The following is a 15038-nucleotide window of genomic DNA, read 5'->3' on the forward strand; positions in this document are numbered from 1 at the left end:
GACGGCTCCGAGTCGCGCGGTCCACGAGGATTTGCCCGGCTCGACCGGGACCTGCCGATCGTCCGGTGCGGGGAGCGACCCGGCCGGCCAGCACCGTCACCCCGCGCCGTCGGCCGCCGCGGCCGTGGAGGCGGGCACCCCTGATCACAGAAGGAGTTCCATGAACCAGCATGACGGATCCGGTTGCTGCGGGGGCGGCGACGAGGGCGTACCCGGCATCAGCCGCCGTGGCGTGTTGCGCGCCGCGGCGTTGGGCGCGGGCGCCATGACCGTGGGCGGGGTGCTGATTCCCGGAACCGCGCACGCCGCACCGACGATCTACAACCCGTTCGGCGCGTACCCGGTCACCGACACCTGGGAGGGCCACCTCCGCCGCGGTTCGCTCGGCGGTATCGACTACGGCATGGGCGTGGGCACGGCACTTCCCGCCTGCGGCGCCGGCACCATCCAGAACATCCCCTACAACGGTACGGGTGGACACACCGTCACGATCCACCACGGCGACGGCTACCGCAGCCAGTACATGCACCTGTCGCAGTTCTCGCTCGCCGACGGTGCCAGCGTCGGCGCGGGCACGGTGGTGGGCCGGTCCGGCGGTGCCGCCGGCGCGCCCGGGTCGGGCAGTTCGACCGGCCCGCACCTGCACTGGCACATGATCGACCCGTCGGGCACCAGGATCAGCCCGCTGGTCTACATCGCGCAGAATCCCGGCCAACAGTCGCGTCAGGTGTTCGAGGCCCCCAGCTTCAACGGCTGGCAGGCCCTACCGATCTCCGGCAGCGCGGGCGCGGTCACCGGCTCGGCGGTGGCCACGATCGGGGTGAGCACCACGAAGATCGTCTACACCCTCAATGGCGGCCGGATCTTCGAGGCGGCCAGCAACGCGGGCTGGCGCAACCTGTGGACCGGCGTCTCCGGCGCACAGGGCACCGCGCTGGCCGCGTTGAACTGGAAGGGGGTGAAGCTGGTCTACAGCGTGGTCGGTGGTGCGGTGCACGAGGCGAGCAGCGGCAACGGCTGGCGCAACATCAGCACGGGCATCAGTGGGGTGAGCTCCGCCTCGATCGCGGCGATCGAGATCGACGGGATCAAGTACGTCTACAGCATCGTCGGCGGTTTGGTGCACGAGGCGAGCAGCGCGAACGGCTGGCGCAACATCAGCACCGGCATTCCGGGCTCGGCGGTGGCGGCGATCGCGGCGGGCACCACGAAGATCGTCTACACCCTCAACGGCGGCCGGATCTTCGAGGCGGCCAGCAACGCGGGCTGGCGCAACCTGTGGACCGGCGTCTCCGGCGCACAGGGCACGGCCCTGGCCGCGCTGCACTTCAACGGGGCGAAGCTGGTCTACAGCGTCACCGGCGGCTACGTGCACGAGACGGCCAGCAACACCGGCTGGCGCAATCTGAACAGCGGGGTCCGCGGCTCCACGGCGGCCGTGCTGGCGGTGGGGAACAACAAGTACATCTACGCCGCCTGAGCCACCGGCGGGGGCCTCCCGGGCGGGAGGTCCCCGCGCCGGCCGCTGTGATCCAATCAACCATGGTTAGACAGCGGGTCCTTGCCGTCCTTCTGTTCTTGATCGCGCTTGTGGCGCTGGCCGCCTCGCGCACGTTCCCGTTCCTTGACGACCTCCCCGAGCTGGCCGAGTCGGCGATCGCGTGCCTGGGTGCGGCGTGCCTCCTGACCGGGGTGTGGCTGTGGTTGCGGAAGCCAGCAGCCACCCCGGAAGGCCCGGTCTCGGTTCGGAAGTCCTCACGGCGCACCGGCGAGCGCGGGTAGCGTCGCCGGTGTGAGGGTGTTGCTGCGGCACGGCCCTGGCGACGGGCAGGTGGTCGACGGCCGAGGCGAGACAGTGGTGTGGGGTGCCTGCCTGTACGAGCGGACCGGCGACCGCGAGGAGCGCCACGGTCACACCGTGATCGTGTTCCGGCACCGGCCGGACTGCTGCGAGCCGTACGGGCGTGGCGGCGAGGACCGCTGCGAATGACGCCCTCGACGATCCGGTGTTCGCGCCGGTGTTCCCCGTGCTGCCACGTAGCGGCCCGGACACGATGGCGTCCTGGAATCGGGTACGGGCGACGGCCGCGAGGCGCGCGGGACGGATGACGGCGGCTCCGCCGGCCTCAGCGGCGGGCGCCGCCCGGTCGACCCCGGCCGGTTCCGGAGGCCCGGTGACCGATCCGCGGAGCCCGCACCACCGCGGCGTTGCCCGCCCCCGGGCGGAAGTCCCGCGCCGCGGCGGCCACCATCTCGTCGGGATCGCCGCCGAGCGCCTGCCGGATGTGCGGCGGCACCGCCTCCGACGTCGCCAACGCCATCCGCACCTGCACCGAGCGGTCGTCGACCAGGCTTCGCAGATCCGCGTCGTCCAGCTCGACCGCGAGCACCAGCGCGACGCGGACGTCCACCACGGGATCCTGGGCGAGCGCGCTGCGCTGGGCGGCGGTGGTCCGCGGGTTGCGGGCTAGCCCCTTGCGTACGCGCGCGGTGCGGTCGGCCATCAGGGCGGTGATCACGTCGGGGTCGTGGGTGTGGGTGGCGAGCCGTTCCCGCACCTCGGGCGAGACGTCGTCGACCAGCCGCGCGGCCAGTTCGGGCTCCAGTTCGCGCGTCTCCGCCAGGAGGCCGCGAAGCTCCTTGTCGGGAGCCTCCGCCATCACCCGGCGAACCGACTCGTTGCAGGCCGGGTTACCGGCGACCGCCCAGCGGACCCACCGGTCGGCGTCCTTGACGAGCACCAGGAGGTTGCCGATCGAGGTCGAGGGGTTTCTCGCCACGGCCTCCCGGACGTCGCGATCACGGTCCCGGGTCAGCGGGCGCAGTGCCTGCGCGGGCGCGTCGGTACGGGTCGCGACGGCCTTACGGACCACGGCCGACGGGTCGGACGCCAGGTCGATGAGGGTCATCTGTGGCGTGGTGGGGTCCTGCGCGACGGCGAGCCGCGCGTCGACGCTGCCACCCGTCGCGCCGTCCGCGGCGGCACCTGACCCACTGTGACGGTCGGGTCCGCCGACGTCCTGCTGTTTCCCCATGGGCGCCATCATGTCACGGGTCGCGCCATGCACCGGCCGGGCCGGGCCGGCCGCCCAGGGGTGATCGACACCACCACCTGGGCGGCCGAGGATCTCGATGGCGCCGCCGCGGCAGCCGGTACCACGGCGGACGCCTCAGCTCCCGGCGCGGCTGGCCCGGCCCACGCCGGTCAGTTCTTGGCCTTCGCGTGGTCGAAGAGGTCGGCGACGTCCTCGTCGAAGTACGGGCCGTACATGTTCCCGGAGAACTTGTACGAGGCCACCGAGTTCACGTACCCGAAGCCCTGCGAGTTGTTCCAGGCCCGCAGGAACGGCCCGCCGCTGGTGCCCTCGTTCAGCGGGCAGTCCATGAGCTTGACCCGCTGCGTTCCCGCGGCCTGCGTCGTGCTCTGGCAGTAGTGCTGCCACCTGCCGTCGAAGGGCGCGGCGCCGGGATAGCCGAGCAGGGTGGCGGCGACGCTGCGCGGGTAGTTGAAGCTGATGCCCTCCCCGCCGGTGACGTCCACCAGTCGCTTGCCGTTGCGCGGCCACACGGTGACGAAACCGTAGTCCCACCACAGGATGTCGTGGTCGACCCAGCCCTTGGTGGAGGTCATGCTCCGGGCGCTCCACAGTCCCCAGGAGGACGGGCCGTCGGCGTAGTTCGGGGCGAAGACCCAGTTGGTGTGCCAGTTGTCGGAGCCGTCGCCGGGGTGCAGGCAGTGTCCGGCGGTGGAGACCAGGTTCGCCTTGGCCGTGTTGATCGCGCTGGCCGAGCAGTAGTGGTCCTTGTTGTTGGCGGTGAAGAAGACCCGGCCGACACCGGGTGAGGGATTGACGGACTGGGTTCCCACCCCGGCGGAGACGTCGCGGGCCGAGACCGAGGCACCAGGGACCGCCGTGCCGGTGCCGCGCGGACCGATCGGCTCCGCCCCCGAGCGCGGTTCGCCGACCCGACCCGGCCGGTCCGCGGCCTCCCCGGCCAGCTCCTCCCCGCCCACCAACGGTTCCAGCGGCGTCGCGGCGCGCATCCGCTCCGGCGTCCAGTACGCGTCGGCCAGGGCCTGCGCGCTCGCCGCGTCCCGGATCGGCCGGCCGTGGAACGTCGCCTCCGCCCCGGCGGGGATCCCGTTCGGCGTGGTCGCGCTCGCCTGTGCCGGCGTGCCGGCCAGAGCGAGCCCGCAGAGCATGGCGGTGGCCGCCGAGATGATGCCGTAACGCCTTCGCACCCGTGCCTCCTCAGGAGCCGGCCCGGTGGACATCCGCCACGGGTCCGGCAGAGGTGACGCTAGGGCGCTGGCCCGCCGCCGGGCAGCGGTCTGTCAGCATTGATCCAGAGACGTGTATCTGCTTGCGGCCGGGCGACTCGGGACGGCGTGGGATCGTTCTGACAGGTCAGCGCGTCACGCGCAGGGCTTCCGCCCGCAGACGTCGATCACCTTGCCGGTGAGCAGGAACACCGCCTTCTGTCTCTGGGCTGCGGCCTGGGCGCGCGGGAACTCGTGCGAGTCCTCGCCGTACTCCGGCCCGGCCGGGGCGAGGTTCGTCGGCGGTGGCGCGTACGCCGCGCCGCTGTTCCAGACCACCATCGCCGAGCCGGTGTACGGGTACCTGCGGATCGGCGCGATGCCCCAGTACGGCCGCACGTCCGGTGACCAGCCGTCGGCCAGCGCGGGGGTGTGCAGGCGGGCGCCGATGGTGCGCGCCTGGACCTCCGCCGCGGCCGGGGAAACCTGCTGGTCGCCGAAGGCCACGTGCATCAGCACCTGGTGTGCCGGGGTGCCCGGCAGCGGGCGGTCGGTCATGTGCTGGGCGTACCCGTTGGCCTCGGAGCGGTCCCACAACATCTGCAGCAGCGCGAGGATCAGCTGCTGGTCGACCTTGTCCGGGTAGTAGCCGTCCATGATCGTCTGGAACGGGGTGAAGGCCACGCTGCGTTGCAGCAGCGTGGAGTAGTTCATCGCCGGCACGCCGAGCACCGACCGGGTCCAGTCCTGGGCGATGGCGGTGAGCGCGCCGCCGTTGATGCCGCCCTGGCTGTTGCCGTCGTAGTGCAGCCCGCCGGCCATGTCGATCAGCGGCCGTGCGGTGGCGTCCCGGAACGCCGGGTGGGCGGCGAACCCGCCCGGGTGGATCATCGCCCGGCCCAGGAAGAGGAAGTTCAGGTAGCTCTGCTGCAACCGGTCGGCCACCGCGGGGAAGCCGCTGAGGTCGGTGAAGGCGCCGGCCACGTAGGGGACGTCGGCGGCGGCCATGCCGATCCAGCTGGTCGCGCAGAAGGTGAAGTCGTACGTGTGCGACATCGTCTTGACGTTGCCGGCGTTGATCTCGGTCGGCTTGCCGAGCAGGCCGTGGCCGTAGAGCGAGAGGTGTGCCGGTTTCGCGGCGGAGGCACTGCGCGGGATGTTGCAGACGAAGTCGGCCGCCACCGTCGCGCCGGACGGTGTGGGCAGGGCGTTCGGCGTCGGTGGCGTTCCGCCGCCGCCGGCCGGCCCGTAGTGCAGCCGGGAGCCGGGCCCGCCGTCGCCGGTCAGATACGACGGTACGCCGATGGTGCCGGTCACCTGCCGGGCGATCAGCGGCTCCTGCTCCGGCGGGTAGTCGGTCACCTGGGTGACGGTGAACGACGGTGCGGCCCGGCGGAGGGCGGCGAACGCGCCGTCGCGGATCGACAGCATCCGCCCGGTCAGACCGTGCCGGCTGGCCACGGTGAAGTCCCAGGCCAGGTGGAGGCTGTGCCGCTTGACGCCGGCCCTGGTCAGGTCGGCGAGGATCCGCTTCATCTGCGGGGCGCGACGGTCCCGGTGGCCGAGGCCGGCGCCGGTCACGTACGCCGTGAACGCCTTCGGCGCCGGGATCAGCGCCCCGTTGCCGTCGCGCAGGCCGCGCAGGCCGACGACGTAGCGGGTGCCCTCGGACAGCGCCACCGCCGGTCGGATGATCAGCAACTGCCGCTCCGGCTGGCCGGCCGCGTGCGCGTCCAGCTCGGCCCAGTACGGCGTGCGCCTACCCGTCCGGGCGTCGAGCAGCACGATCGGCGCGTCCGGCGCCAACGAGCGGCCGATGTCGGTGACCGGCGCGATCCCGGTCGCCGCCGCGTCGAGGCCGGGCACCCGCACCAGGATCGGCGAGCCGGGACTGAACCCGTCCTGCCGGTTCCATTCCGTCGGGTCGATCGGGGTTCCCTGCACGTTGGCGGGCATCGCGGAGGCCGGGAACCGTACCCGCTTGCCGGTCGGGCTGCTGCGGTCCGGCACCGTGAAGTAGTCGTTCGGGAACGGCAGCAGGCAGGCCGTCGGGTCGATCGGGTCGCAGCCCTGATGCCCGGCCGGCGCGGGAGTCGCGGGCGGCGCCGCGGCGGCGGCCGCGCCGAGCAGGACGGCGCCTGCGGTCACCAGCACGGACACGGCGAGACGGAGCCGTCTGGGTGTGGTCACGCGCATCTCCTTCGACACCGGACCGTGGTCCGAGGCGGGGGCCGACGATGGTGGGTGGAGCGTCGTGTACTTCCTACGCTCGTGAATGGATCTCGGCAAGAGGGCCGCTACTCGCCGGACCTGGCGGCGAAGCCGGACAGGTGGGCGTGCACCCGCTCGCGCCGGGCGGCCGTACCGTCGGGGTCGACCTTCCCGGCGTTGACCAGCACCTGGGTCAGCGCGGTCGAGGGTTCCGCGTGCAGCCGGTCGCGCGCCACCGCGTGGGTGAACGTGGCGCGCACGAGCGCTGACCCGGATTCCCCGGCCGCGCCACCCACCGGCCCGGCGCCGTCCACCTCGTACCGCGCCCAGGCGTCGTCCACGCCGCGCCGGTACCCCCGGCGCGCCGACTCCAGCGCTTCGGCACGGCGCAGCTCACGATCCGCGTCGGTGAGCGCCGACGGGTCGACCGTCAACGCCTCCGCCGGCAACAGGCCGTCGACCGCCACCTCGACCGCACCACGACACGCCTTCCGCAGCAGCGGCGATCGCACCGACTCGAACCTCAGCGGCAGGCCGACCAGTTTGACCAGGTCAGCGCCGCCCGGGAGCAGACTGCCGAGCCGGCCGCGTGGCTCGAACAGGTCGACCGGGACGAGCACGGACGCCGGGTGCGCGTCGACCAGGTGCTCGCGGGTGATCCGGACGCCCCCGCAGCGCTGAAGGAACGCCAACGCCTTGGGCCGCGGATCCCCGTCCTCGCCGAAACCGAGCCCGTCGAGGTACGGCTCCAACTCCTCCGGGTCGTCGCCGTCGCCATGTCCGGGATACGACCAGTTGACCGAGGCGACCAGCCGACCGTTCTCGGCGTACGACAGGCGATTGGCGAAGTTGACGTTCCAGAACACACTCGTCGCCGAGGTCCCCTCGGAGAGGCGTCGCAACACCTCCGGCCGCGAGCCGCGGAAGCCGTTCTCCTCGACCAGCACGATGTGGCCGTCGACATCGACCGCGCAGGCGAGCCGGGGATACGGGAACGGGGCGGCGCGCGCCACCTCCGCGAGGTCCCGCAGCGTGGCGGCGCGCCGGGCCGGAAAGCCGTCGAAGCGAACGAGCGCCTCGTCCACGGTCAGCCCCGCGACCACCGTGACGCACAGGGCCTCCCCCGGCACGTCCCGCTGCGCGAGCAACTCCGCGTAGTACCCGGTCTCCCGCACCGCGTCCTCCCCCGACGGCCGCACCCCGCCAGCCCCGACGCGGAGCCTGGACACCGTCGCCCGCCGCCTCGGCAACGGCACCGACTCGCAGCCGGCGGGCCGCCGGCAGCGCGGTCCCGCCACGCTCACCATGCTGGTGGCCTGCCGACGAGGAATTGCCGATCGTCGTCGGCACCGCCGTTCGCGCGGCCACCAGAACAGCCCTTGGCTACTGATGCCCTTCTCTGGAGAAGAAGATCATCGACCAAGGGCTGTTTCCGTGCCCGGTCGCGATCCCCGCGGGGCCCCGGGAGGCAGGAATCAAGTTGGTGGCTGGAGAGATGACGACTGCGCGTCGGGCATCCTCACACTCGCCGCAGATAGCCGCCAGGGAACCAGGTGAACATCAGTTCCTCCTTCGACCTGTCGACTTCGAAGCGCTGATCGGGCAGGAATTCCTCGAGCGCCTCCCAGGGCCCGTCGCCCGGTTCCCACGGCCCCGCCTGGACCGGGTGCCCGCTGAGGTTGGTGTCCTGCACGATCAGGTAGCAGCCCGGCGTCACCAGGTCGGCGTACGCCGCGAGTTCCGCGAGGACGTGCTGCTTGCTGTGGTCGCTGTCGAGGATCACCATGACCCGCTCGACGGCCTGCGCCTTTTCCCGCATCTGGGCGACGACGGCAGGGTCGACGGACGACCCGGTCATGGTGTCGACCCGGTCGAAGTACGGCGAGTCGACCGCCATTCCTTCGCCGTCGATCCAGCCGCTCGGTCCGGCGAGGTGTTCGGGCTTGACGTCGACCGTCGCGACCCGGCCGTTACCGACGAGTCCGAGCATTGTCGCGTAATAGAGTGCGGACCCACCGTGTCGGGTGCCGGTCTCGATGATCAGATCAGGTCGCGTTTCGTGAATGATCTCCTGGATCATCCACATGTCCATCGGATTCTGGTGGCACGCCACGCCGAGCCATGTCCGGCGGCGCCACACCTTGCTCTTGTAAAAGGCCCGCTGGAACGTGTCCACGGCCCCGGAAACATCAGCATCCATGGGGGGAAACTATCACGACAAATGCTGGCCGGTGATCATGCCTCTGACCCAAAAATCGCCGGTACAGGGTGACCCCTTTTCTCGAACAAAACGCCCAGGAGGCACGCCTGGGAAAGGGTCGGGCACTGCGGCTCGTTCCATAACCGTAACCATCGGTCACGGCCGGTTCCGGACCGTGACCGTCTGATCCCCGCCAATGCCGGCAGGCGCGACACGGCATCCGCCGCCCACGTCACCGGCAAGGCGGACGGAGGCGCCTGAGCGAGGTGCCCAAGCGCCTCCTGCCGCCTTACTGGCAGGCCATCGGGCCGCCGACGACATCGTCCAGCTCGTCGTCGGCCATCTCACGGATGTCGACAGCCTCGAAAGTCACCTCGATCATGTTGATTCACCCCCTCCCCGCATCATCGGTCACTGCACCCGACCAGATGGTCGGACGAATCACATGCAGCGGGCCGCGCCCACCACATCGTCCAGCTCCTCGTCGGCCATCTCACGGATGTCGACAGCCTCGAAAGTCACCTCGGTCATGTTGGTTCACCCCTTTCCGCATCATCGGTCCTTGTCCACCCGACGGGTTCGATCCGCAAGCCGTGGCGGCGGACTCAAGTCCACAGGTTCCACACGGATCGACAGCCCTTCCATAGCGGGCTGGGGGCCATAGGATACCTCCGTCATGTCCACGGGCGATGTCGCGTTGGTCGCGTTCAACTGACAACTGTCAAGAGGGCTATCAACCCGCCTCCAGATCGGCCTTGACCGCGCGCAGGAACGCCACCGCCGACCGACCGTTGACAAAACGATGGTCGTATGCCAAACCCAGATGGAAATAGTCACTGGTGGTGACCGAACCATCATTCTGAAGCACCAACTCGCGCTGCATCGAGGCGAGCGAGACCGCGCATGTGTGTTCCGGGAAGATGAGCGGCTGCGCATGCACGACGTCCGCGTCCGTATGTATCGTGAGCGCGATGTTCGACCCGGCCAGATCAGCCTCGGCGAATTCCCCGCGCACGGCGGCGCGACGGAACCGCAACAGGTCGGCGGCGACGTCCCGCAGCGGCCGGGTGTCGGCGTCGGCGACGACCGGCAGGTAGAGGCCCCTCCCGACGTCGATGGTGACACCGACGTGCGCTCCCGGCCGAACCGTCGCCGCCTGATCGCCCTCCGCTCGCGCGAAGCACAGCGGGAACTCCGCCCGCCGCGCCGCGATCGCCTCGACCACCAGCTCCGGGATGCCGACGAAGCCGATGGTCGCCGCCTCGGCACGCAGGCGTTGTTTCAGTCGATCGGCGACCACCTTGACGACCGTGTACGCGGCGGGGATCTCGCGGTGCGAGGTGGACACCGTACGGGCGACCCGTCGTTGGGCCGCGGACACGGTCACCCGCTCGGCCGTGGCCGGCGGCGCCTGCCCGACGACCAGCTGTTCGATGTCCGACCGCGCGATGACCGGCTTGCCGATCGACCGTACGGCCGCCTCCGCCACACCGTGTTCGGCCATCAGCCGCCGGGCCGGCTCGGTGATGGTGATCGAATCCGGATCGGGAGCCTGCCGCACCGGCGGCGGACGGTCGTCCCCGCCGACGGTCGCCACCACCTCCCCGGGGCGGCAGGTCGACGGTGCGGACGTCCGCTGCCACAGGATACCGGCGTCGTCCGCGACGAGTTCGTGCGCCGCCTTGGACGTCTCCACCAGAGCTACCGCGGTGCCCGCCTCGACCGGCGCCCCGTCGCCGACCAGCCACTCGATCAGCGTGTACTCCTCGTCGGTCGCGTTGAGCCGCGGCAGCCGGATGTCACCCACCGGCGACCGCCGTCACCACGGCGCGGATGTCGTCCGCCTGGAGCAGTACCGCACGCTCGAGGTGGGGTGCGGCGGGGATGGTGCTCGACGGCGCGTGGAGCAGCCGGACGGGCTGGGACAGCAGGTCCCACATCTGCTGGTGGATGGTGTGGGCCACCTCGGCCCCCCACGTGCCGCCGGCCGTCGCGTCCTCGACGACCACCACCCGTCCGGCCCCGGCGACCAGAGCAGCCAGCGGCGCGGGGTCGAACGGGTAGAGCCGCGACGGCACCACCGCACGCACCGCGATCTCGTCACTCAGGTAGGCACCCCGCATCCCGCCGAGCACCCTGTCGGTGAGGCCGCCCGGTGCGATGACCACGACGTCGGCCCGGTCGACCCCGCGCACGCCCAGCACGGCGAAGTCGCAGGCGCCACCGATCCGCTCGCAGTGGAACAGCTCGTCTCCGGCCGCCGCGCCGAACCGTCGACGGCCGTAGAGCACCTTGTCCTCGAAGTACATCGCGGGAGCCCCCGAGTCGAGGATCCGGGCCAGTGCGGCGTGCGCGTCGTGCACCGGGCTCAGCTCGTGCACGGTGAGGTTGGGAACGCCCACGAAGTGCTTCTGCAGGCTCTGGCTGTGGGTGGGCCCGTATCCGCGGTTGCCCCCCGTCGGGCACCGGATCACCAGCGGCATCCGCACCGGTGCGCCGTACATCGTGACGGCCTTGCTGGCCAGGTTGACGATCTGGTCGAAGCACAGGGTGGCGAAATCGGAGAACATCACCTCGACCACCGCCTCCCGGCCCCGCAGGGCCAGGCCGACCGCGAAGCCCACGATCGCCTGCTCGCTGATCGGAGTGCTGAGGACACGTTCGGGATACCCGGTGGACAGCCCGCGGGTGACGCCGAAGGCGCCGCCGTACGGGTCGGCCATGTCCTCGCCGATCAGATGGAGATCCGGCCTCTCCGCGAGCAGGGTCGCCAGGGCACGGTTGAGGCCCTCCCCGACCCGCTCGGCCCCCGGCTCAGCCATGACCGGCGCCGATCAGCGGTCGGGCGAGTACCGACTCGACCACGTCGCGGATCTTCCCGGTCGCCGCCGCGTCCAGGCGGTCGACCTGCTCCGGGAATGCCGCACGGTAGTGCGGGTACCAGTCACGCCCGGCGAGGGCCTCGAGCTCCGCCGGCGTGCGGGTGTCGTCGCCCTTGCTGTGCGGGCCGAGCCGCACCGTGTCGAACTCGACCACCAACGGAGACCCGTCGTGACGTACGGCGGCGACGAGCGGCGCCAGGCTGGCCCGGATGGCGTCGACGTCGATGCCGGTCATCTCGACGTGGCGAATGCCGAAGGCGGCACAGCGGTCGGCGACGCTACCGGCCATCTGTGCCGAGGTCGGGGTGGACTGGGCGATCCCGTTGTGTTCGACGACGACGACCATCGGCACCCGCCAGAGCGCGGCGAGGTTGAGCGCCTCGTACACCACCCCCTCGCCCCAGGTGCCGTCCCCGACGTACACCACGGAGATCGAGTTCGTTCCGGTGCGCCGCATGTCGAAGGCGGTGCCCACCGCGACCGGCACCAGTTGCCCCTGGATGCCGGTGGACATGAAGCCCGGGCGGCGGATGTGCTGCGAACCGCCCATCCCGCCGCACAACGCGCCCTCACGGCCGGCGAGCTCGGCGAGCAGCCCCGCCGGATCGTCGTACCGCGCCAGGAAGTGGCCGTGTCCCCGGTGGTTGCTGAACACCTCGTCATCGGGGCGCAGCAGGGACTCGACCACGACCGGGACGTACTCCTGGCCGAGGCAGGTGTGGCTGGTGCCCGGGATCAGTCCCCGGCCGAGCAGGTCGAGGACCGCGTACTCGAAGCGTCGGATGGACAGCATCGCCCCGAGGGTGGAGTCGGCCAGCGGGCGCAGCCGGCTCTCACGCATGGGTGACCTGTCCGCCGGCCACGAGGTCCCGGGCCCGTGCGGCGAGCACCCCACGGTCGATCTTGCCGTTCGCCGTGTGCGGGAACGCGTCGATGTCGCGGCACAGCAGCGGAACCATGTATCCCGGCAGGATCGAGGACATCGGGCGACGGATGTCCACGCCCGGGGTGCCGACGTAGAACACCGCCAGCTCCGTCCGCCCGGACGCCTCGAACGCCACCGCGACGGCCCGTTCCACCCCCGGCAACTGCCCGACGTGCCACTCCAGCTCGTCCAGCTCGACCCGGTAGCCGCGGACCTTCACCTGCCGGTCGACCCGACCGAGATAGACGAGTTCACCGCCGGCGCACTCCCGGACCCGGTCGCCGGTGCGGTACCAGCGCACCGAGTCGCCGTCGTGGAAGCGGCCCTCGTCGTCGGCCGGATCGAGATACCCGGGGAACATCTGCTGCCCGGTCACGCACAGCTCGCCCTCGGTGCCATCGACGCCGTCCTCGACGATGCGGTATCCGAGATGCGGGTACGGCGCGCCGATGGGGACGACGCCGTGCACGGCGAGGTCGGCGGAGTCCTCGGACAACCGGTGCGCGGAGCAGGCGATGGTCAGCTCGGTCGGGCCGTACAGGTTCTCCACCACCGATCCGGCCGCCGCCCGCTGCCAGTCCTCGGCATCCGTCATGCGCAGCGCCTCACCGCAGAAGAGGCTCCACCGCAGCGTCGGCATCGAGCCGGGAGTCAGCCCGCCCCGGCGCCGCACCAGAGCGATGGCGCTGGGCACGGAGAACCAGAACGTCACCCGCTCGGCGGCCAGGAACTCCGGCAGCGCGGTGAACACCTGCGGCGGTGTGGACACCACGGTGGCACCCGCGCCCCAGGCCACGAAGAGGTCGAACATCGCCAGGTCGAAGGTCTGGTCGAAGGTCTGCGAGCACACGTCGCCCGGGCCGAGGTCGTAACGGTCGAGGTTGTACCGCAGGAAGCTGTCCATGTTGGCGTGCGTGATCGCCGCGCCCTTGGGCCGGCCGGTGGAGCCAGAGGTGAACAGCACGTACGCCACGTCGTCGTAGCCGGCCCGGGGCAGGGCGTCCAGCGGCGTCGCGGCCTGCGCCGCCACGGTGAGGCCGGGCAGGGCCGCCGTGAGGTGCGCGAGCGCCGCCGCCCCCGACCGGTCGACGATCAGCGTGTCGACGCCGGCCTGCGCCGCCATCCGGCAGGTACGCGCGGCGGGGAAGCCCGGGCTGAGCGGCACCGCCGTCGCGCCGGCGTAGAGCGTGGCGAGGAGCCCGGCGTACGACTCGATGCTGCGCACCGCGAGGATGCCGACGCTCCGCGCCCCGCACGCGACCAGCCCGCCGGCCCAGCGCCGGGCCACCTGGTCCAGCTCCGTGTACGTCCACTCCTGGCGACCGATCCGCAGCGCGACCCGGTCCGGCGCCGTCGCCAGGCCGGCGATGAACCACTCGTGCAGCAGACGTCGTGGCAGCTGACCGGTCACCAGGCCACCGTGTCTTCCGTGAAGAGCCCCAACCGGTCGAAGAAGCGGGTGGTCTTGTGCATCACGGTCCGATGGAACTCCTGACGGTGCTGGTCGCCGAGCACCTCGGCGCGGATCCGCCTGGCCTCGGGAAGGGCGGCGTCCGCGTACACCTCGGGGTGGTAGAACGCCCGCAGGCACGAGCTGACGTAGCGGGACAGGTACGTCCCGGCTCCCGCCATCTCCTCCGGCGTCGCGCTCTGCTTCGCCTCCTCGTACAGCGCCCGCATCATCTGCCGACCGAAGGCGATGTGTCGCGACTCGTCCTGGTGGTGGACGGCGTTGATCTGCTGCGCGATGTGCGGCAGCCGGCCGTCGGTCGCCATCTTCGCGTTGTAGTAGTCGCACAGCTCCTCCGCGATGAGGATGCGACCGAAGATGACGAGGTCACGGATGGCGGGGCCACCCTCGATCGCGGTGCCGGCGACGCGCTTGGTCTTGTAGACCTTCCCCCCGTACCGCTGGCAGAACTGGGCGAAGAACCACATGTGTTCGTTCTCTTCGTGGATGAAGTCGTGGAAGAACTCCGACAGGCCCGGGTACCGCGTGTCGTAGATCCGCCCGGCCACCTCGCCGATCAGCTCGCGGATGAGGTGGACGTTGAGACTGAAGAAGTTCACCGCCTCGGCCTGGGTCAGGCGCACCCGTTCGGCATCCGACAGGCGGTCCCACACCGCGGTGCCGTAGCACGTCGTCAACTCCGGGCTCATCCAGAACTGGTCCGTCGGCAGTTCCGCCGGCCAGTCGAAGATGTCGAAGACGTGGTAGCGCTGGTCTCGCGCCTGGTCACTCAACCTGGCGGCGACCGTGGTGAGCCGCTCCCACGACTGGTGCATGTCCGCGTGTCTCTCCTCGACGGGGCCGGTCACATCAGGCTCCTGACCGCGTTCCAGATGGTGCCCGGAGTCGCGAAGACCTCCGGCTGCAACAGCTCGGGTGGGATCTCGATGTCGAACTCGGTCTCCAGGTTGACGATCAACTCGACCACTTCCAGCGAGTCGACACCGAGCTCGGTCAGGCTCTGGTCAGGCTCCAGGGGCGAGTCGGCACTGAGCAGCCGACTGCGCTCCCGAATGAGTGGTTCAAAGGCGGGTGGCCAATCCACCATG

The 15038-nt window shown here is 71.0% G+C and carries 13 protein-coding genes; 2 read left to right on the forward strand and 11 right to left on the reverse strand.

Going from position 1 to position 15038, the window contains the following annotated elements; translation table 11 throughout:
• The first annotated feature begins 160 nt into the window (after positions 1 to 160).
• Entirely contained in the window at positions 161 to 1480 is a 1320-nt protein-coding gene (locus F6X68_RS33945) for a M23 family metallopeptidase (RefSeq protein ID WP_225851925.1), read from the forward strand.
• 312 nt (positions 1481 to 1792) lie between these two features.
• On the forward strand, positions 1793 to 1990 hold the full coding sequence (locus F6X68_RS02325; protein WP_151452679.1) for a hypothetical protein: 198 nt from the start codon (positions 1793 to 1795) through the stop codon (positions 1988 to 1990).
• Positions 1991 to 2126: 136 nt separating this feature from the next.
• Here F6X68_RS02325 and F6X68_RS02330 read toward each other — a convergent pair whose 3' ends face one another.
• From F6X68_RS02330 to F6X68_RS02380, 11 genes are all read right to left on the reverse strand, one after another.
• Positions 2127 to 3035, reverse strand: a complete 909-nt coding sequence (locus F6X68_RS02330) for a DUF2336 domain-containing protein (protein ID WP_151452680.1) — start codon at positions 3033 to 3035, stop codon at positions 2127 to 2129.
• A 170-nt stretch (positions 3036 to 3205) separates the two neighbouring features.
• Positions 3206 to 4243: a serine protease gene (locus tag F6X68_RS02335; RefSeq protein ID WP_151452681.1), complete on the reverse strand. Its 1038-nt coding sequence runs from the start codon at positions 4241 to 4243 to the stop codon at positions 3206 to 3208.
• Between the two features lie 174 nt (positions 4244 to 4417).
• Entirely contained in the window at positions 4418 to 6451 is a 2034-nt protein-coding gene (locus tag F6X68_RS02340; protein WP_151452682.1) for a hypothetical protein, read from the reverse strand.
• Positions 6452 to 6558: 107 nt separating this feature from the next.
• On the reverse strand, positions 6559 to 7647 hold the full coding sequence (locus F6X68_RS02345; protein ID WP_151452683.1) for a DUF6461 domain-containing protein: 1089 nt from the start codon (positions 7645 to 7647) through the stop codon (positions 6559 to 6561).
• A 344-nt stretch (positions 7648 to 7991) separates the two neighbouring features.
• On the reverse strand, positions 7992 to 8672 hold the full coding sequence (locus tag F6X68_RS02350) for a CmcI family methyltransferase (protein WP_151452684.1): 681 nt from the start codon (positions 8670 to 8672) through the stop codon (positions 7992 to 7994).
• Positions 8673 to 9405: 733 nt separating this feature from the next.
• On the reverse strand, positions 9406 to 10479 hold the full coding sequence (locus tag F6X68_RS02355; RefSeq protein WP_151452685.1) for a 2-oxo acid dehydrogenase subunit E2: 1074 nt from the start codon (positions 10477 to 10479) through the stop codon (positions 9406 to 9408).
• Positions 10472 to 11494: an alpha-ketoacid dehydrogenase subunit beta gene (locus F6X68_RS02360; RefSeq protein ID WP_151452686.1), complete on the reverse strand. Its 1023-nt coding sequence runs from the start codon at positions 11492 to 11494 to the stop codon at positions 10472 to 10474. Before F6X68_RS02360 ends, F6X68_RS02355 begins: the two co-directional genes overlap by 8 nt.
• On the reverse strand, positions 11487 to 12395 hold the full coding sequence (locus F6X68_RS02365; RefSeq protein ID WP_151452687.1) for a thiamine pyrophosphate-dependent dehydrogenase E1 component subunit alpha: 909 nt from the start codon (positions 12393 to 12395) through the stop codon (positions 11487 to 11489). Before F6X68_RS02365 ends, F6X68_RS02360 begins: the two co-directional genes overlap by 8 nt.
• Positions 12388 to 13890, reverse strand: coding sequence for an AMP-binding protein (locus tag F6X68_RS02370; protein ID WP_225851926.1), 1503 nt, complete (start codon positions 13888 to 13890; stop codon positions 12388 to 12390). The genes F6X68_RS02365 and F6X68_RS02370 overlap by 8 nt, the downstream gene beginning before the upstream one ends.
• Positions 13887 to 14798, reverse strand: a complete 912-nt coding sequence (locus F6X68_RS02375) for a diiron oxygenase (RefSeq protein WP_151452688.1) — start codon at positions 14796 to 14798, stop codon at positions 13887 to 13889. Before F6X68_RS02375 ends, F6X68_RS02370 begins: the two co-directional genes overlap by 4 nt.
• Positions 14795 to 15037, reverse strand: coding sequence for a phosphopantetheine-binding protein (locus F6X68_RS02380; protein WP_101409372.1), 243 nt, complete (start codon positions 15035 to 15037; stop codon positions 14795 to 14797). Before F6X68_RS02380 ends, F6X68_RS02375 begins: the two co-directional genes overlap by 4 nt.
• Between the last annotated feature and the right edge of the window lies 1 nt (position 15038).

This window comes from Micromonospora sp. AMSO12t (assembly GCF_008806585.1).
GTDB lineage: Bacteria > Actinomycetota > Actinomycetes > Mycobacteriales > Micromonosporaceae > Micromonospora > Micromonospora reichwaldensis.